Here is a 16,963-nt window from a genome sequence, read left to right on the forward strand (position 1 = left end):
ACCCTCTCGTCTGGATCGGGCCGGATCCGAACGAAAGGTCCTAGCCGGCGATCCCGAGCCCTTCGACCACCACAGCACCCGGCAGCGCCGCCAGCGCCTTGCCCGGCAGGATCAGCTTGCCCCGGCGGGTGCCGCTGCCGACGAGGACCCAGTCCTCGTCCACCACGGCGGGGTCGACCAGCAGGGGCCAGGCACCGGGGAGTCCGACGGGTGTGATGCCGCCGTACTCCATTCCCGTCCCGCCGGTCGCGGTGTCCATCGGGGCGAACCTGACCTTGCGGGAACCGAGTTGCCGGCGAACGGCGCCGTTCACATCGATGCGGCAGCTGGAGAGGACGAGGCAGGCGGCCAGGGTGACCTCATCGCCGCGCTTGCCCACCAGGACGACACAGTTGGCCGAGCGGTCCAGCAGCTCGGCCCCGTGGTGCTCGACGAAGGCGGCCGTGTCGGCGATCTCCGGGTCCGTGTCGACGTGGATGACCTGCTCGGCGGGGATACCGCCCCACCCTTCGCGTACCGCCCGCGCCACCGGGGCGGTGAGGAGTCCGAGGCGTTCGACAGCGGGGCAGGCGTCCTCGAAGGAGCCGATGGGTGCGCGCATGCGCGCCACGCTAACAGCCCCTGTCCCCCGCCCGATCGGGTGTCTCATCCGGCGGGCGGGATGGATACGACCATGGTGACGGCGACGGGTTCGGAGCCTTCGTTGCGGTAGGCGTGCGCGTGGTGCGCCTCGAAGGTGGCGGAGGTGCCCGCGGGCACGGCGTACGCGGTGTCGTCGACGACCAGCGTGAGGGTGCCCGCGGTGACGTGGAGGAGTTCCACGGCTCCTTCGGGGTGCGGGTCGGAGGCACTGCCGTCGCCGGGCATCAGCTGCCAGGACCAGAGCTCCAGCGGGCCCCGGGCCTCCGCACCGACCAGCAGGGTGCTGGAGCTGCCCGCCTCCGTGGACCACATGCGGACGACCTGGTGGCCGGGGACGAGGCGGACCGGTGTGCCCTGTTCGTGGTCGAGCAGCGTGGTGATGCTGATTCCCAGGGCGTCGGCGAGCTTGACCGTGGTGCCGACGCTGGGGTTGGTGCGGGCCTGCTCGATCTGGATGATCATTCCGCGGCTGACCCCGGCCCGGGCGGCGAGGGCGTCCAGGGTGAAGCCCCGCTCGCCGCGCCAGCGCTTGAGGTTCCGCGCGAGGCACTGGGTCAGGTGGTCGAGATCAGTCACATTTCGTCCAATATTCTGGATGCCGTGGTGGAACGCGCTGCACTACGGCGTGGTGTACCCACCGTTCACCGCACTGTACTGCGAGGCCCGCCCGCGGCCCGCGCGTCCGCCCCGGCCGCCAGCCGCACGACAGCCACCGGCACTCGCCGCGGGCCGGCGCGACGGTGCGGCCTCAGCTCTCGTCGAGCTCCGCCACGGCCAGGAGCTGTTCCGGGGTCACTCCAGCCGGGATCGGCACCGGGGCCGGCGTCCGCAGGGGCGGCTGCCACCCCTTCTCGGCGTCCCAGCTCCGTACGACACGGGCCGGGGCCCCGGCGACCACCGCATGGTCGGGCACCTCGCCGCGCACCACCGCGCCGGCGGCCACCACCACGTTGCGGCCGAGCCTGGCGCCCGGCAGGATCACCGCTCCGGTGCCGATCCAGCAGCCGGGGCCGATGGCCACCGGCTCCATCCGCGGCCACTGCTTGCCGACCGGCTCCTGCGGATCGTCATAGCTGTGATTGGTCGAGGTGATGTAGACGTACGGTCCGCAGTACGTGTCCGAGCCGATGGTCACCGTGGTGTCCGCGACGACGTGGCTGCCGCGGCCCAGCACCACACCGTCGCCGAGCGTCAGGATCGGATCGGATCCGAGATCCAGATCGGGCATGAGCCCCGCCGTCAGGGTGACCTGCTCGCCGATGACGCAGTGGGCGCCCAGCTCGATCCACGGCTCCCCGAACACCGTTCCCTGCGGGAAGGCCAGTCGGGTGCCCTCCCCGATCCGGCCGAACCGCAGCCCGCCGGGGTGGGATGCCGTGACCGCGCCCGTCTTCTGCACCCAGCGCCAGCAGCGGTGGACGGCCCCGGACAGGGCGCGCCGCCGCCAGGCGGTCAGGGAGGAGAACGTGTTTCTGTTCTTCGGCACTCGCACACGGTAGTCGGCGGGCCTGCGGGCGGCCGCCGCCCCGGCCTGTGATCTTCACCCCACCGCACCGCGGAGCGGCGCACCCGTCGCATACCGTTTCCCGGGCGGCACCGGTTCGGCGAGCACGGGCCGGCCGCACCCACATCACCGGAGCAGGGAAGGACGCGCGATGGCGGAGCAGGCGTTGATCACGGCCATGGGCGGCAAGGAGCCGGTCATCCACGCGGATGCCTTCACCGCCCCGACGTCGGTCGCGATCGGTGAGATCACCATGGCCGCGGGTTCCAGCCTCTGGTACCACGCGGTACTCCGGGCGGACTGCGGCCCGATCGTCATCGGCGCCGCATCGAACATCCAGGACAACTGCAGCGTCCACGTCGACCCCGGATTCCCGGTCACGGTCGGCGAGCGCGTGTCGGTCGGACACAACGCCGTGCTGCACGGCTGCACCATCGAGGACGACGTCCTGGTCGGCATGGGTGCCACCGTGCTCAACGGTGCGCACATCGGTGCCGGTTCGCTGATCGCGGCCCAGGCCCTCGTCCCGCAGGGGATGCGCGTCCCCCCGGGATCGCTCGTCGCGGGAGTGCCCGCCAAGGTCAAGCGGCAGCTGACCGAGGAGGAGCTGGAGGGCATCAAGTTCAACGCGGTCGGTTACGTGGAGCTGGCCAAGGCCCACCGACAGGCGTACGAGGACTGAGCCGCAGGTCCCGGCCGGGGGCCGGCCCCCGTCAGTCGGCGACGGGTACGGCCCCCGGCTCCGGTGCGGACTCGGCGGTGGAGTGCGCGGCCGCCTTCTTGGCCCGGTTCTTGATGACCAGCATCGAGGCGAGCCCGATCAGGACCGCGATCGCGAGTCCCAGGTACGAGAACCGCTTGAGCCACTCCTCGGCGACGACGCCCACGGAGTAGATGACCGCCGTGGTGCCCCCCGCCCAGGCGATCCCGCCGAGCACGTTGGCGATCAGGAACTTCCAGTACGGCATGTGCAGGACACCCGCGAGCGGACCGGCGAAGATGCGCAGCAGCGCGACGAAGCGCCCGAAGAAGACCGCCCACATGCCCCATTTCTGGAACGACCGCTCCGCCATGGCGATCTGGCCCTCGCCGAAGTGCCGGGGGAACTTCCCGCCGAGCCAGGCGAGCAGCGGCCTGCCCCCCTTGCGGCCGATGGCGTAGCCGATCGAGTCACCGATCACCGCCCCGGCGGTGGCGCAGGCGCCCAGGACCCACGGGTTGATCCCGTCGTGTCCGGCGGCCAGCAGCGCCGCGCTGATCAGGACGATCTCGCCGGGCAGCGGAATGCCCAGGCTCTCCAGTCCGATCACGACGCCCACCAGGACGTACACGCTGATCGCGGGGACGGTCTCCAGCCACTCCTGGATGTGCAACGCCGGTTCCTCCGTAGTGATGTCCTCATCGCCCGCCGGACAACTCCTCGGCGCACGGCGGGAAGCCTACCCGTCGACCCGTCGGCCCGGACAGCGCGAAGGGCCGCCCCGCTCCCTCCCGGGTGCGGGGCGGCCCAGGGGCGGCGGCCGGAATCAGGAGTTCGGGCGCAGCGTCCAGATCACGGTCATCTCGCCGGTCACGCCGCCGTCGGCCCGCTCGATGCGGATGTCCACCGGGAACTCGGGGCGCTCGCCCGCGTCGAGCTCGGCGACGACGTCGGCCACCGGTCGGCCGAGTGCGGCGGTCGCGGTGACCTCACCCATCGCCAGCTTCTTGTAGTCGATCCGGGCGTTCACGGCGAGCGGCACGGCCCGCGTCAGCTGGTCACCGAACGCGGCCATGACGATGGCGCCGCTCGCCGACTCCGCCAGCGTGAACATCGCTCCGGCGTGCGGTCCGCCGAGGTGGTTGTGGAAGTCGGCCTGGTCCGGCATGCGGACCACCGCACGTTCGGCGGTGGACTCCAGGAATTCGAGGTTGAGGGTCCGGACCATCGGAACCGACGCGGCGACCATCTCGCCGGCGGTCATCTGTTCAGCGCTCATGAGCAAGATGTTACTCATGGGTAGAAGGCTTTGGCCATGGCTCCTCGGCCACGCGTCCGCGCCCCGGCCGGATCCTTCACCGTCCGCTCACGGGGGCGGCCGTAGCCGCCCGGGCGCCGCACCTCTATCGTTACTCGCCATGTGGCCAGGACAGCAGCCGCCCGGGGGCGAGCAAAACCCGCAGGACCAGAACCAGAACCCGTACCAGCAGCCGGGGTACCAGCAGCCGAACCCCTATCAACAGCCGGGGTACCAGCAGCCGGGTCCCGAGCAGCAGCCCGGGTACGGCTACCCGCAGCAGGGGCAGCCGGGTTACCAGCAGCCCAACCCGTACCAGCAGCCGACCGTCCCGCAGTACGCGGTGCCCGGTCCGCCCGGCGGGCCCCAGCCCGGCAACGACAAGAAGAAGACGACCGTCATCGCCATCGTGGCGGCGACCGCGGTCGTGGTGGCCGCGGCGGTCACCGGCGTCGTCGTGCTGAACAAGAAGGACGACGAGAACGGCAAGAACGTCGCCGACGACAAGAAGTCGTCCGCGCCCGCCAAGCCCTCCGACGCCGCGTCCTCGCCCGTGGCGAACCCGCGCGGCGAGGGCGGCGACGCCAAGCCGCTCATCGCGGGCTGGAAGGTCGTGACCAACCCCAAGTGGGGCACCCAGTTCGACGTGCCCGGCGACTGGGAGGTCGCGGCCCCCGGCGTGTTCTCGTACTTCGAGGACGAGTCGAAGGAGGACAAGCCGCCGCTCATCGGCTTCTCCGCGCCGGCGGACTACAAGAAGAAGTGGTGCGTCGACGACGAGGACAAGGACGGCACCAAGGAGAACTACAGCCTGGCAGGCACCGGCACCCGCGGTGCCGAGGGCGCCACGGACGCCGCTCTGAACGCCCGCAACGAGGCGGGCACCTGGGCGTGGGGCGCGTACGCGCAGCACATGCCGAAGAAGACCATCAAGATCAGCAAGGCCAAGCAGTACACCACCAAGTCGGGACTGACGGGCAGCCTGGTCACCGCGACCGCGCCGAACGTCACCAAGAAGACGAAGTGCGACAGCGACGGCAAGACCTTCGCCTTCACCTTCAAGAACAGCAGCGGTGCGTTCTCCTCCTGGGTGCTGTACGCCGCGGCGGGCGTCGAGGGCGAACTGCCCGACGCGACGATCCAGAAGATCCTGAGCACGGTGCGGCTGGTGAAGATCACCGAGTCCGAGTCCTGATCTCGGCCGGAATGCATTTGGCACAACGGGGTCACTGCCGCGATAGTCCCTGAGTGACTGACGCAGCCGACCCCGCACCCCGCTCGGACCGCCCCACCCCGGCGGGCCGCAACTACCGGCTGCTGACCGCCGCCGCGATCATCACGGGCCTGGGCACCCATGGCGCGCTGATCGCGGCGGCGTTCGCGGTTCTGCAGGCGGGCGGCGACGCCGGGGACGTCGGTCTGGTGGCCGCCGCCAGGACCGCGCCACTGGTGCTCTTCCTGCTGATCGGCGGGGCGATAGCCGACCGCCTGCCGCGCCACCGCGTCATGGTCGCGGCCAACGCCCTCAACTTCGTGTCCCAGGGTGTCTTCGCCTGGCTGGTCCTGGCCGGTGACCCCCAGCTGTGGCAGATGATGCTGCTGACCGCCCTGTGCGGCACCGGACAGGCCTTCTTCAACCCGGCGGCCGAGGGCATGCTGATGTCCAGCGTCACCGGCGAACAGGCGAGCCGCGCCTTCGCCCTGTTCAGGATGTCGATGCAGGGCGCGGCCATCGGCGGCGCGGCTCTCGGCGGCGCCATGATCGCGGCGATGGACCCGGGCTGGGTCCTGGCCGTCGACGCCGCCGCCTTCGCCGTGGCGGGGTCGCTGCGCGCCTTCCTCGACGTGAGTCACATCCCCGAGCGGGAACCTGGCGGCGGCCTCCTGGCCGATCTGCGGGACGGCTGGCAGGAGTTCATCGGCCGTGCCTGGCTCTGGGCCATCGTGGCCCAGTTCTCCGTGGTCGTCGCCGCGGTAGGGGCGGCCGAGGCGGTGTACGGGCCGCTCGTCGCCCGGGACGAACTCGGCGGCGCCCGCCCCTGGGGCTTCGCGCTCGCCGCGTTCGGCGTCGGCACCGTGGCGGGAGGGCTGCTGATGATGCGGTGGAAGCCGCGGCGCCTCCTGCTGGCCGGGACCCTCTGCGTCTTCCCGCTGGCCCTGCCCTCCGCGGGGCTCGCCGTGCCGCTTCCGGTGGCGGGCCTGTGCGCGGTGATGTTCGTCAGCGGGGCCGCCATCGAGGTGTTCGGCGTCTCCTGGATGACGGCCATGCACCAGGAGATCCCGGAGGAGAAGCTCTCTCGGGTCTCGGCGTACGACTGGTTCGGCTCGGTGGCCATGGTGCCCCTGGCCACCGCGCTCGCCGGCCCGGTGGAGTCGCTGGTCGGACGCAGTCAGGCGCTGTGGGGCTGTGCGGGATTGGTCGTCCTGGTCACCGCAGCGGTGCTGTTCGTGCCGGACGTGCGGAACCTGACCCGCAGGACCGGGTCCACCGAGGTGCTGTCCAAGATCCCGCCCGCGTCAGCCGATGCTGAAAGCGCCGTCGGGCGGCTCGGGTGAGGCGACCGCCTCGTCGTCGCCCACCGGCCGGGCGCCCTTGAGGAGCGAGGCCACCGCGTCGCCGTGCTCGACCCGGGCCGGAAACGCGTCCGCCGCGCAGCGACGGATCAGGGCGGCCGTGTCGAGCGGCGAGTGCGAGGCGACGAGGACCACGTTGCCGAAGCGCCTCCCGCGCAGCACGGCGGGCTCGGCGATCAGTGCCAGCTCCGGGAACACTGTCGCGAAGGTGGCCAGCTGCGAGCGCAGGAAGCCGAAGGGCGCCCCGTCCGCCAGGTTCGCCGCGTAGACGCCGTCCGCGCGCAGAGCCCGTCCGGCAGCCTGCGCGTAGGGCACGGACGTGAGGTGGGCGGGCACCCGCGAGCCGCCGAAGACGTCGGCGAGCAGCACGTCCACGGAGCCGGGAGCGGTGTCCTCCAGCTTCCTGCGGGCGTCCGCCGCGTGGACGGTGATCCCGCTGTCCACGGGCAGCGGCAGGTGCTCCGTGACGAGGTCCAGGAGACCCCGGTCCGCCTCCGCGACCTCCTGCCGTGAACCCGGCCGGGTCGCGGCGACGTAGCGGGGCAGCATGAGCGCGCCGCCGCCCAGGTGCAGGACGTCCAGCGGTGCTCCCGGTCCGGCGGCGCAGTCCACCACATGGGCCAGCCGTCGCGCGTACTCGAATTCGAGGTGCTCCGGCGCGTCCAGATCGACGTAGGACTGGGGTGCGCCGTCGACCGTGAGCAGCCAGGCCCGCTCCCGGTCCACGTCGGGGAGGAGCCTCGCGGTGCCGTGGTCCACGTCGCGGATGACGGGTATCGACTCGTTCACGCCCCCCATTGTGAGGCGTGGGGTCAGCTGTTCCTGACCGCGGCGACGGCTTCGGTGTGCGCCGCCGACTGGGCGAGCCCGGCACGGGCGGCCGCGGCCCGGCTGCTCGGGTCGAGCGGATTGCGGCCGAAGGCCTTCTTCGCTGCGGCGTCCGGGGTGATGACGACGGTCCGTGCACCCTGCGCGGCCAGTGCGTCGGCCTGGGAGCGGGGCGACGCGATGACCTTGTTGCCGGAGGCCGTCGGCGCGATCACGATGACACGCTCGTATTCCGCGGCCAGGTGGGCGTTGGCCGGGGAGTGCACCCCGCCGTCGATCCAGGACCGTCCGCCGAAGGAGGCGACGGGCCAGACGGCAGGGACGGCGCAGCTCGCGGTGACCGCGTCGGCCAGTGACACCGCGCTGTCCTTGTCGAACGTGTGCAGCTCACCGGTGAGGGCGTCGACCGCGGTGACGCGCAGCGGACGATCCGGCCAGTCCGGCGACGGCAGCCTGCTCGCGATGACCGCGCGCCGCTCCTCCGGGGAGAGGCCGACCCGCGCTTCACTGGCCATGCGGGCCAGCTTCCGCCCGTACGCCTGCGGGGTGCGCGAGGTCAGCACGGCCCGCGCGTAGCGCAGGAGGGTGACCGCGCCGAGTCTGCCGCCGCGCTCGCCGCCGGCTTCGGCCAGCTGGAGTTCGTAGAGCTGCGGCAGGCCGATCAGTCCGGAGGCGAGCTGTGCTCCGACGACCGCGCCGGCCGAGCTGCCGATGATCACGTCGGCGGTGGACAGGTCCAGTCCCGCTTTCGCGAGGCCGTGCAGGATTCCGGTCTCCCAGGCGCTGCCGGTGATACCGCCGGCACCGAGCACCAGTGCTGTTTCTGCCATGCCGTCAGTCTGGCAGACGGTGGCGGGTCCGCCTCCCCGGGATACGGGAGGCGGACCCTGAACTGCCGTCCGGCTCAGAGCAGTCCGGTGACGGTGCCCGCGCCGACGGTGCGGCCGCCCTCACGGATGGCGAAGCCGAGGCCGGACTCCAGTGGTACGTCCCGGCCCAGCTCGACGGTCATGGTGACCGTCTCGCCCGGCCGCGCGACCGCGGCCGCGCCGAGGTCCACGTCACCGGCGACGTCGGCGGTGCGGATGTAGAACTGCGGCCGGTAGCCGGTGGTGACCGGAGTCGTGCGGCCGCCCTCGCGCCCCGACAGGACGTACACCTGCGCGGTGAAGCGCCGGCTCGGGGTGACACTGCCCGGCGCCGCGACGACGTGCCCGCGGCGCACCCGGTCGCGCTCGACGCCGCGCAGGAGCAGCGCGACGTTGTCGCCGGCCTCTGCGGACTCCATCGGCTTGCCGAAGGTCTCCAGACCGGTGACGACGGTCTCGATGTCCGCGCCGAGCACCGCCACCCGGTCGCCGACGCGCACGGTGCCGCGCTCCACGGCACCCGTGACGACCGTGCCCCGGCCGGTGATGGTCAGGACGTTCTCCACCGACAGGAGGAACGGCGCGTCGGTGTAGCGCACCGGCATCGGTACGTACGTGTCGACGGCGTCGAGCAACGCCTCGACGGCCGCGGTCCAGCGCGGGTCGCCCTCCAGCGCCCGCAGTCCCGAAACCCGCACGACCGGTACGGTGTCGCCGCCGTAGCCGTGGGCGGACAGCAGCTCACGTACCTCCAGCTCGACCAGGTCGGTCAGCTCGGGGTCACCCGCGTCCGCCTTGTTGAGCGCGACCACGATGTGGTCGACACCCACCTGCCGGGCGAGCAGCACGTGCTCCGCGGTCTGCGGCATGATCCCGTCGAGCGCGGAGACGACGAGGATCGCCCCGTCGAGCTGGGCGGCGCCGGTCACCATGTTCTTGATGTAGTCGGCGTGTCCGGGCATGTCGACGTGCGCGTAGTGGCGGGTGCCGGTCTCGTACTCGACGTGCGCGATGTTGATGGTGATGCCGCGCTCGGCCTCCTCGGGGGCGCGGTCGATGCGGTCGAAGGGGACGAAGGTGCCGGTGCCGCGGTCGCTGAGGACCTTGGTGATGGCGGCGGTCAGGGTGGTCTTGCCGTGGTCGACGTGGCCCATGGTGCCGATGTTGAGGTGCGGCTTGGTGCGCACGTATGCCGTCTTGGGCATGGTTCATTCCTTGGGATGCGAAGCTGAGGAGGGGACCCCGGGGCCCGGCCGACCCTCCCCTTGCGGGGTCCGCCGGACAGTCGGAGGAGGGTCAGCTTCGGGCGCCGCCGAGGGGCGCTGCGGCAGCGGTGCACGCTGCCGCGACAACTGCTGCGAGGGGGCTCACGGCAGCCTTCGGCGTGTCCGCGACTGCGGACTGCGCTGCGGGGAAGGCGTACCGGAACATGGCTTGATCATGTCCGACGGCCGCCGGACCGTCGAGCGAATTTCTCCGGGCGGTACGGGGGTTGGACGGCCCGTGCCTCAGCTGAGGTGCTTGGTGGCCTCGCGTACGGACAGGGGTGACAACCGGTCCCGGTTGGCCCCGACGAACTCGCGAACGGCCTGCGGGTCGGTCTTGGAGTACTCGCGCAGGCACCAGCCGATGGCCTTGCGGATGAAGAAGTCGGGGTGCTCCGCACGCCGCAGGCAGTAGGCGAGGAGCCGGCGCGTGTCGGTGGCCTCCTTGAAGCGCAGCTGGTGCAGCAGCGCGGTGCGGACGATCCAGAGGTCGTCGTCCTCGATCCACTCGTCCATCGTCCCCCGGAGCCCCGGGTCGGCCGCCACCAGCGGTCCCGCGACATGGGCGGCCAGCACGTCGACCGTGTCCCACCAGGAGACGGTGGTGACCAGGTGACGCAGTACCGGCACGAAACCGGACGAGCAGCGTGCCGCATGGCGGCGCAGGTAGTCGGCGGCGAAGTAGTGGTACTCGCGCTCGGGCAGCGCCCAGCAGCGCAGCGCGATCGCCGCGCAGTCCCGCTCGTCGGGGCGTGCGGCGCCTTCGAGGACCGTACGGGACAGGGCCCGGCGCCGTGGGGTGGGAATGCCGAGGAACGGCGCGACGTGCTTCATGTACGCCGCGGCCGAGCGGGCACGCACGGGGTCGGCGGCCGTGGGATACAGCAGGGTCAGCCGCTCCAGCACCGTGTCGGCGAGCACGCTGCGGGGCAGGCCGGGCCCGGGTTCCGCGTCCTTCCCGGCCGGTTCGGCTCCATGGCTCATAACGGTCACATTACGGCGATCACACACGGGTGTCGGTTACTCTCCCCGAATGCTCGACCCCGTCCCCGTCACCCGGCCCGCAGACGGCCTCGCCCTGCGCTGCACGCGGGTGCTGCTCTCGCCCTGGTCCCGGCTCTCCCTGCTCGTAGCGGTGCTGCTGGCCGCCGCGACGACGATGCTGCTCCTGGAACCCCAGCGGCTGCTGACCTCCGGCTGGCCGGCGCAGCTGAGCGGCGGGGCCGCCGCGGTCGTGCTCTTCGGCCTCGCGTACGGCGTCTGCACGGTCGCCTTCGTGCCGAGACCGCTGCTCAATCTCGCCGCCGGTGCGCTGTTCGGCTCGCAGGCCGGGCTGGCGGCGGCCCTGGCGGGCACGGTGCTGGGCGCGGGCATCTCGTTCATGCTCGGGCGGGTCCTGGGCCAGGAGGCGCTGCGTACGCTGCTGCGCGGGCGCTGGATGCGGGCGGCGGACGGTCAGCTGAGCCGGCACGGCTTCCGCTCGATGCTGGCGCTGCGGCTGTTCCCCGGGGTGCCGTTCGCCGCCGCCAACTACTGCGCCGCCGTCTCGCGCATGGGGTATCCGCCGTTCCTCGTCGCGACCGGCCTCGGGTCGATCCCGAACACGGCCGCGTACGTCGTGGCGGGGAGTTCGGCCTCCTCGCCGACCTCGCCCGCGTTCCTCGCGGCGATGGGGTTCATCGTGCTGACGGGCGCCGGTGGGGCCGTGGTCGCCTGGCGTCGCCGCCACCGGCTGGGCGCGGAGTGAAGCGGCGGGCTGCGCGGGGGCAGTCGTCACCGTGTTCATCCGGGGGCGATACGCTGCCCGCGACCGACTGACGATCTCCGGGCCCGGTGCGGCCCTGTCATCACACGACCGCAATCCGCACGCCGCCGACGGCTCCACGCCGTCGGCCGATGCATGATCACTCCGGGATGGCCCAAGCCCCATGAGCTGGTTCGAATCGTTCGTCCTCGGCCTCGTTCAAGGACTGACCGAGTTCCTGCCGATCTCCTCCAGCGCGCATCTGCGGCTCACCGCGGCGTTCGCCGGCTGGCACGATCCTGGCGCGGCGTTCACCGCGATCACCCAGATCGGCACGGAGGCCGCGGTCCTCATCTACTTCCGCAAGGACATCGTCCGCATCGTCTCGGCGTGGTTCAGGTCGCTGACGGACCGTTCGATGCGCAGCGACCACGACGCGCAGATGGGCTGGCTGGTCATCGTCGGCTCGATTCCCATCGGTGTGCTCGGCGTGACGTTCAAGGACCAGATCGAGGGCCCGTTCCGCGATCTGCGCCTGATCGCCACCACGCTGATCGTGATGGGCATCGTGCTCGGCATCGCCGACCGGCTCGCCGCGCGCGACGAGGCGGGCGGCAAGCACCGGGCCGTCAAGGAGCGCAAGTCGCTCAAGGAGCTCGGCGTCAAGGACGGCCTGATCTTCGGCTTCTGCCAGGCCATGGCCCTGGTCCCGGGCGTCTCCCGGTCGGGAGCGACGATCAGCGGTGGTCTGCTGATGGGTTACACCCGTGAGGCGGCGGCACGTTACTCGTTCCTGCTCGCCGTTCCGGCGGTGCTCGCCTCCGGTGTCTTCGAGCTGAAGGACGCGGGCGAGGGCCATGTGTCCTGGGGCCCGACGATCTTCGCGACCTTCATCGCGTTCGGTGTGGGGTACGTGGTCATCGCCTGGTTCATGAAGTTCATCACGACGAAGAGCTTCATGCCGTTCGTGATCTACCGGATTCTGTTGGGTGTCGTGCTGTTTGCCCTGGTGGGGGCCGGTGCGTTGAGTCCGCACGCGGGCGAGTCGGCGGGCTGACGCCCCTCTGCCCGACGGATGCCTCCAGCTGGAATCCGGAGGCATCCGGATGAACCAAGCACGCGTTCGAGCCCTCTCCTCCTGATCCTCTTCCAGCCGTCTCCTTGTCGATCTCCCGCTCCGGCCCCCCACCGTCAGAACGGGCTGGAGGCCGTGGGGTCGTCAGCATCTGATCCGCGCACGAAGAACCGACGCGAGGGCGCCGCCTGGAGGGGTGTGACGCGGCCTCGCCTCGGCCACTCGGTCAACGGGTGCCGGCCCACGTCGGACGCAGCCGGCACTCGTTCGATCGAGTGGCGAGCCGTTCGGCCCGGCCCGCCGGATCCGCACCGGCGGCACCTGGTACGACTTCGATGCCGCTGCCAGGGCCACGCGTACCGAGCGCGCTCCCGCGATCCGGGAACTGATCGACTGGTACATTCGCGGACCTGGCGCCAAGCTGCCGGAGCGGCCCGCCAGCACAGTCGTCGAATCTGCCCGCACGGCCAGGACCGAGAAGGAACCCTCATGACCGCCGCCCTCGCCGATTTCCTCAGGGCCCGGTTCGCCGAGGAGCTGGAGAAGGCCCGCTACGCCGGCGGCGTCGTCGCCAAGGACCCCGACCGTTTCGGTGTCCGGCCCGAGGACGCTGCCGCCCATGCCCGGTTCACCATCGCCGCCGCCGAGGTCCACCTCGCCCTGCTGGAGGACACCGTCGTCCCGAACCTGGGGGCCGAAGGGGCGGCCGGCCTGACCGCCGAGTACCAGCTGCGGCTCCTCGCCGCCCCGTACATGGAGCACCGCGCATACCCGCACGACGAACCCGGGGACGTCACCTGAACGACGGCCTCGTGCCGTTCGTCCGCGCCCGCCTCGCCGCGGACTGCCCACGTTCACGTGTAAGCCGGCAAAAGCTGCCCGGTGAGCCGCACCCCGACCACCGCCCCAAGCAAGTCACCGCACTGATCGCCTGCACCAACCCGCTTGAAACCAGGAGCCGTTCGGCCCCTGCGGGCCCATCTCTTCACGGTGGACACGACGTGATCTGCGTGTTAGCTTCCCCCGATTGATCACCGGCCAAAGGAGTTTCACAGGCCGGGAAGTTCGGTGCGCAGAAATGGGGATGGGATGCACAAGTCGACTTCGTTCAAGGCACTGCTCGTCGGGGGAGCCGTGATCTCCGCCACCATGATTCCGCTCGCTGGTACGTCATATGCGGCGGCGAGCTGTTACAGCCTCTCCTGCGACAACTTGGGACCTGTCACGTATGCGTGTGACGACGACGGCATCGAGGCGCGGCGAGTCGAGAGCGCGGACCGGGTGGCGCGACTCATCTGGTCGGCGAAGTGCCAGGCCGCTTGGGTCAACGTGAAGGGCACGCAGGGGTCGACCTACAACTCGTTCGGCTACATCGAGAGGTACAACTCCAGCGGCACCGTTCTCCAGAAGTCGCTGTCGGTGAAAATCCCCCAAGGGACCACGACCGACTGGTCGAACATGCTCGGTAACTACAGCACGGGCAATCTGTTCCGAGTCTGCATCCGCTTCCAGGGGGACGAGTACCCGCTCAAGTGCTCTACGAAGTACTGACCTGCAGTTGAAGCGGGCGGGGCGCCAGGGAGCATGCGGTTGTCGGCAGCCCGGACGCCGACCCGGCGGTGATCACCGGCTATAAGGCGGCCCGGAACCGGACCCTGACCAGGCGGCAGGAACTGTCCGACAAGGCGTCGGCCGCGGTCCGGGTACCGGTCCAAGGACTGTCCCGCAATTACTGGTGGATCAGCCCGCGGCGTCAGAGGCGGCGCATCGCAGGGCGGAGGGACGCCTGCATACTGGATTGCATTCGGGCGCTCCGACAACGGAGGGGGTCCCCCGTGCCGTTGAGGCTACAAGGGAGAGGTGCCGTAGCCGTCGTCGCGCGCCCGCCAGGAATGGCAGGACAGCCCCGAGGCTGCGCCACTCGGGGGCCCGACGGTCGGACAGTCCCTCTGCCCGTCATGAGCCGATGCCCCTCGGGAGCTGCCGCAATGATCCCCACTCCGACCCCAGCCCCCACCCCGGCGCCGTCAGCGGGACAGGTCTGCGGCCACGACGCGAACCTCGACGCCGGATTCCTGGGCTGCTCCGGCACGCTGGTTCCGGGTCACACCAGATGCCTGGCGCACATCGCCGGCAGCGGCCGCGACGCCTACCTCGCGGACCTCACTCCCGGCGCCGACGTCGACCACCGGGACACTCCGTTCACCGAGCGCCTCCTCGCCGGCCTTCGCGACGCTCTCCACGACCCCGCAGCCCGGGGACCTCGATTCGGCAGCGCGGACTTCCGGGGGGCGCAGTTCGCCGACGTCGCCCAGTTCGGCGATGCGCACTTCTCCGCGCGGGCAGATTTCGCCGGGGCGAGATTCCGCTGCGGCGCCATTTTCCGGCAGGCAGATTTTTCGGCAGGAGCCGACTTCGACGAGGCGGAGATCATCGGCGGCGCAAATTTCGATGGCGCCCATATCGCCGCCGGCGCCCATTTCTACGGGGTTCTGTTATCCGGTGGCATCTCGTTCCACGAGACACAGTTCACCGGCAGCACCGGTTTCAGTGACGCCCGACTCGCCGATGGCGCCTCCTTCACCGGGGCGCAGTTCTCCGGTGAAACCATGTTCGAGAGGTCGGAATTCCCGGACCAGGCTTCGTTCCATGGAGCGAAATTCCTCTCCGACTGCTCGTTCGCCGAGGCACAGTTCTCCGGTGAAGCGATGTTCGACGAAGTCCGGTTCACCGGAGGAACGTCATTCTCCAGGGCCGGATTCGCAAGCGACGCCTGGTTCCACGAGACAGAATTCCTCGGGGATGCCGATTTCTCGAAGGCACACTTCTCCCACGGCTCCCGGTTCCACGAGGTCGAATTCGGCGGCACCGCGAATTTCCAGAACATGGCCGTATCCGGGGACGCCGGTTTCATCAATGCACACTTCACCAGTGCCGCCCGGTTCGACGCAGCGCGGTTCTCCGACGCCGCTTCATTCGACCACACACAGTTCGCCGGCACTTCCCATTTCACGGCCTCGCAATTCTGCGGCGTCACCCGTTTCAGTGGGACGCGATTCTCCGGGCCCACGTACTTCGACGACACACAGTTCACCGGCCACTCCTCGTTCGACGACGCGCAGTTCACCGGCGACGCCCACTTCGACGCGGCGCGGTTCGCCGGCGGCGCCTCGTTCACGAACAACCAGTTCTCCGGTGACGCGCTCTTCCCCGCTGCCCGATTCTCCGAACTGCCTCGCTTCGGCCCCGTGGTGTGCGCGGGCACGCTCGACCTGTCCGGAGCGGTTTTCGAGGTTCCCGTGACGCTGGAGACAGCTGCCCGGAAGCTGGACTGCGAGAGGACCCGCTGGGAGTCCACGGCGACCCTGCGCCTGCGGTACGCGAGCGTGGACCTCAGCCACGCGGTGCTGCACTTCCCCGTCTCGCTCACCGCCCATCCGGCCCCGTTCGTCACCGAATCCGGTACGGCGGTGGGGGAACGTCTCCTGACGGGCCCGGCCGGAGTGCGGATGGCTTCGGTGCGCGGGGTGGATGCAGCACACCTGGTTCTGACCGACACCGACCTGGCCGGCTGCCTGTTCGCCGGGGCCTTCCATCTGGACCAGCTCCGGCTGGAAGGCCGCTGCTCCTTCGCCTCCACCCCCACCGGCCTCCACCGCCGCTTCCTCCTGTGGCCACACCGGTGGAGCCGCCGGCGGACCCTGGCCGAGGAGCACCACTGGCGCGCGCAGACGGCCGGACAGCCCGCGACGCGGGGACCGCTCTCACCTCGGGGCTGGCGCCCCGGTCCGCACCATCCGGACGCGGCCCTCACTCCCGGCCCGGAGGACGTGGCCGCCCTCTACCGGCAGCTGCGCAAGGCGTTCGAGGACGGCAAGAACGAACCGGGCGCGGCCGACTTCTACTACGGCGAGATGGAGATGCGCCGGCACGACCACGCCGGCACTCCGGCCGGCGAACGATTCCTGCTGTGGGGGTACTGGCTGCTCTCCGGATACGGCTTGCGCGCCTCACGGGCGCTCGGCTGGCTGCTCGCCGCCGTGGCGGCGACCGTCGTGCTCATGATGGGTCTCGGCGTGCCCGACTCCTCACCCCACCAGGTCGCCACCGGCACGGTCCCCGCCGGTGGCGGGCGGGTGACGCTGACCGTCGACAGGGAAGATCCCCGACTGACGCTGCCGGCCGGTGACCGGTTCACCGGGGAACGCGCCGACAAGGCCGTGCAGGTGGTCCTGAACTCTGTCGTGTTCCGCACAAGTGGCCAGGACCTCACCACCTGGGGCACCTACACGGAGATGGTCAGCCGCTTCACCGAGCCCGTGCTGCTGGCCCTTGCCGTCCTCGCCATGCGCAGCCGCATCAAACGCTGACCCACCGCACTCCCGGCTCGCGCCCGGGGCTGCCGGGCCGAGCCGTACGCCGTCGCGTCCCGGCCGTCTCCCCGCCGTCTCCCGGCCCTCGCACC

The 16,963-nt window shown here is 70.8% G+C and carries 17 protein-coding genes; 8 read left to right on the plus strand and 9 right to left on the minus strand.

The features are described from left to right. Positions 1–40 precede the first annotated feature (40 nt). From ACGFZA_RS29880 to ACGFZA_RS29890, 3 genes are all read right to left on the minus strand, one after another. Positions 41–601: a YbaK/EbsC family protein gene (locus ACGFZA_RS29880; RefSeq protein ID WP_385277028.1), complete on the minus strand. Its 561-nt coding sequence runs from the start codon at positions 599–601 to the stop codon at positions 41–43. Positions 602–645: 44 nt separating this feature from the next. Next, a complete protein-coding gene (locus tag ACGFZA_RS29885; protein ID WP_393683165.1) occupies positions 646–1,218 on the minus strand; it encodes a helix-turn-helix domain-containing protein in 573 nt (190 codons plus the stop codon). A gap of 172 nt (positions 1,219–1,390) precedes the next feature. Further along, the gene (locus ACGFZA_RS29890; protein ID WP_385277024.1) at positions 1,391–2,128 is read right to left on the minus strand and encodes an acyltransferase; all 738 of its coding nucleotides are present in this window, start codon (positions 2,126–2,128) and stop codon (positions 1,391–1,393) included. 169 nt (positions 2,129–2,297) lie between these two features. Here ACGFZA_RS29890 and ACGFZA_RS29895 point away from each other — a divergent pair, with 169 nt between their 5' ends. Next, positions 2,298–2,828 (plus strand): gamma carbonic anhydrase family protein, encoded by a 531-nt coding sequence (locus ACGFZA_RS29895; RefSeq protein WP_385277022.1) that lies wholly within the window; start codon positions 2,298–2,300, stop codon positions 2,826–2,828. Between the two features lie 31 nt (positions 2,829–2,859). Here ACGFZA_RS29895 and ACGFZA_RS29900 read toward each other — a convergent pair whose 3' ends face one another. Beyond that, positions 2,860–3,519: a DedA family protein gene (locus ACGFZA_RS29900; RefSeq protein WP_385277020.1), complete on the minus strand. Its 660-nt coding sequence runs from the start codon at positions 3,517–3,519 to the stop codon at positions 2,860–2,862. Between the two features lie 153 nt (positions 3,520–3,672). Continuing rightward, on the minus strand, positions 3,673–4,110 hold the full coding sequence (locus ACGFZA_RS29905; RefSeq protein ID WP_385277156.1) for a DUF4442 domain-containing protein: 438 nt from the start codon (positions 4,108–4,110) through the stop codon (positions 3,673–3,675). Positions 4,111–4,264: 154 nt separating this feature from the next. Between ACGFZA_RS29905 and ACGFZA_RS29910 the strand changes: the two genes are divergently transcribed. Together ACGFZA_RS29910 and ACGFZA_RS29915 are read left to right on the plus strand one after the other, a co-directional pair. Continuing rightward, positions 4,265–5,338 carry a hypothetical protein gene (locus tag ACGFZA_RS29910; protein WP_385277018.1) on the plus strand — a complete coding sequence of 358 codons (1,074 nt, stop codon included), beginning with the start codon at positions 4,265–4,267 and terminating at the stop codon, positions 5,336–5,338. 53 nt (positions 5,339–5,391) lie between these two features. Beyond that, positions 5,392–6,699 (plus strand): MFS transporter, encoded by a 1,308-nt coding sequence (locus ACGFZA_RS29915; RefSeq protein WP_385277015.1) that lies wholly within the window; start codon positions 5,392–5,394, stop codon positions 6,697–6,699. On the opposite strand, the gene ACGFZA_RS29920 is transcribed toward ACGFZA_RS29915, so the two are convergent. The 4 genes from ACGFZA_RS29920 to ACGFZA_RS29935 all read right to left on the minus strand — a co-directional run bounded on the left by ACGFZA_RS29920 (position 6,661) and on the right by ACGFZA_RS29935 (position 10,663). Further along, a complete protein-coding gene (locus ACGFZA_RS29920) occupies positions 6,661–7,506 on the minus strand; it encodes a spermidine synthase (RefSeq protein WP_393683169.1) in 846 nt (281 codons plus the stop codon). The two genes, ACGFZA_RS29915 and ACGFZA_RS29920, sit on opposite strands and share 39 nt — an antisense overlap. A 23-nt stretch (positions 7,507–7,529) precedes the next feature. Then, on the minus strand, positions 7,530–8,375 hold the full coding sequence (locus ACGFZA_RS29925; RefSeq protein WP_393683171.1) for a patatin-like phospholipase family protein: 846 nt from the start codon (positions 8,373–8,375) through the stop codon (positions 7,530–7,532). A 74-nt stretch (positions 8,376–8,449) separates the two neighbouring features. Next, positions 8,450–9,619 (minus strand): elongation factor Tu, encoded by a 1,170-nt coding sequence (tuf, locus tag ACGFZA_RS29930; RefSeq protein ID WP_393683173.1) that lies wholly within the window; start codon positions 9,617–9,619, stop codon positions 8,450–8,452. A gap of 303 nt (positions 9,620–9,922) precedes the next feature. Then, positions 9,923–10,663, minus strand: coding sequence for a DNA alkylation repair protein (locus tag ACGFZA_RS29935; RefSeq protein WP_385277003.1), 741 nt, complete (start codon positions 10,661–10,663; stop codon positions 9,923–9,925). A gap of 49 nt (positions 10,664–10,712) precedes the next feature. On the opposite strand from ACGFZA_RS29935, the gene ACGFZA_RS29940 reads away from it, so the two are divergent. The 5 genes from ACGFZA_RS29940 to ACGFZA_RS29960 all read left to right on the plus strand — a co-directional run bounded on the left by ACGFZA_RS29940 (position 10,713) and on the right by ACGFZA_RS29960 (position 16,868). Further along, entirely contained in the window at positions 10,713–11,426 is a 714-nt protein-coding gene (locus tag ACGFZA_RS29940; RefSeq protein ID WP_385277000.1) for a TVP38/TMEM64 family protein, read from the plus strand. Between the two features lie 181 nt (positions 11,427–11,607). Next, positions 11,608–12,480 carry an undecaprenyl-diphosphate phosphatase gene (locus tag ACGFZA_RS29945; RefSeq protein WP_393683176.1) on the plus strand — a complete coding sequence of 291 codons (873 nt, stop codon included), beginning with the start codon at positions 11,608–11,610 and terminating at the stop codon, positions 12,478–12,480. 507 nt (positions 12,481–12,987) lie between these two features. Then, positions 12,988–13,299, plus strand: coding sequence for a hypothetical protein (locus ACGFZA_RS29950; RefSeq protein ID WP_393683178.1), 312 nt, complete (start codon positions 12,988–12,990; stop codon positions 13,297–13,299). A gap of 288 nt (positions 13,300–13,587) precedes the next feature. Continuing rightward, positions 13,588–14,049: a DUF2690 domain-containing protein gene (locus ACGFZA_RS29955; RefSeq protein WP_385276991.1), complete on the plus strand. Its 462-nt coding sequence runs from the start codon at positions 13,588–13,590 to the stop codon at positions 14,047–14,049. A 437-nt stretch (positions 14,050–14,486) separates the two neighbouring features. Next, positions 14,487–16,868: a pentapeptide repeat-containing protein gene (locus ACGFZA_RS29960; protein ID WP_393683181.1), complete on the plus strand. Its 2,382-nt coding sequence runs from the start codon at positions 14,487–14,489 to the stop codon at positions 16,866–16,868. Positions 16,869–16,963 lie beyond the last annotated feature (95 nt).

Source organism: Streptomyces sp. NPDC048211 (assembly GCF_043202315.1).
Classification (GTDB): domain Bacteria; phylum Actinomycetota; class Actinomycetes; order Streptomycetales; family Streptomycetaceae; genus Streptomyces.

Bases quoted from the DNA above. Each gene is read 5' to 3' on its own strand.
- ACGFZA_RS29945 (WP_393683176.1), top strand. From the start codon at position 11,608: ATGAGCTGGTTCGAATCGTTCGTCCTCGGCCTCGTTCAAGGACTGACC.
- ACGFZA_RS29905 (WP_385277156.1), bottom strand. From the start codon at position 4,110: ATGACCGCCGGCGAGATGGTCGCCGCGTCGGTTCCGATGGTCCGGACC.
- ACGFZA_RS29950 (WP_393683178.1), top strand. From the start codon at position 12,988: ATGACCGCCGCCCTCGCCGATTTCCTCAGGGCCCGGTTCGCCGAGGAG.
- ACGFZA_RS29895 (WP_385277022.1), top strand. From the start codon at position 2,298: ATGGCGGAGCAGGCGTTGATCACGGCCATGGGCGGCAAGGAGCCGGTC.
- ACGFZA_RS29955 (WP_385276991.1), top strand. From the start codon at position 13,588: ATGCACAAGTCGACTTCGTTCAAGGCACTGCTCGTCGGGGGAGCCGTG.
- ACGFZA_RS29880 (WP_385277028.1), bottom strand. From the start codon at position 601: ATGCGCGCACCCATCGGCTCCTTCGAGGACGCCTGCCCCGCTGTCGAA.
- tuf (WP_393683173.1), bottom strand. From the start codon at position 9,619: ATGCCCAAGACGGCATACGTGCGCACCAAGCCGCACCTCAACATCGGC.
- ACGFZA_RS29940 (WP_385277000.1), top strand. From the start codon at position 10,713: ATGCTCGACCCCGTCCCCGTCACCCGGCCCGCAGACGGCCTCGCCCTG.
- ACGFZA_RS29935 (WP_385277003.1), bottom strand. From the start codon at position 10,663: ATGAGCCATGGAGCCGAACCGGCCGGGAAGGACGCGGAACCCGGGCCC.
- ACGFZA_RS29910 (WP_385277018.1), top strand. From the start codon at position 4,265: ATGTGGCCAGGACAGCAGCCGCCCGGGGGCGAGCAAAACCCGCAGGAC.
- ACGFZA_RS29925 (WP_393683171.1), bottom strand. From the start codon at position 8,375: ATGGCAGAAACAGCACTGGTGCTCGGTGCCGGCGGTATCACCGGCAGC.
- ACGFZA_RS29960 (WP_393683181.1), top strand. From the start codon at position 14,487: ATGATCCCCACTCCGACCCCAGCCCCCACCCCGGCGCCGTCAGCGGGA.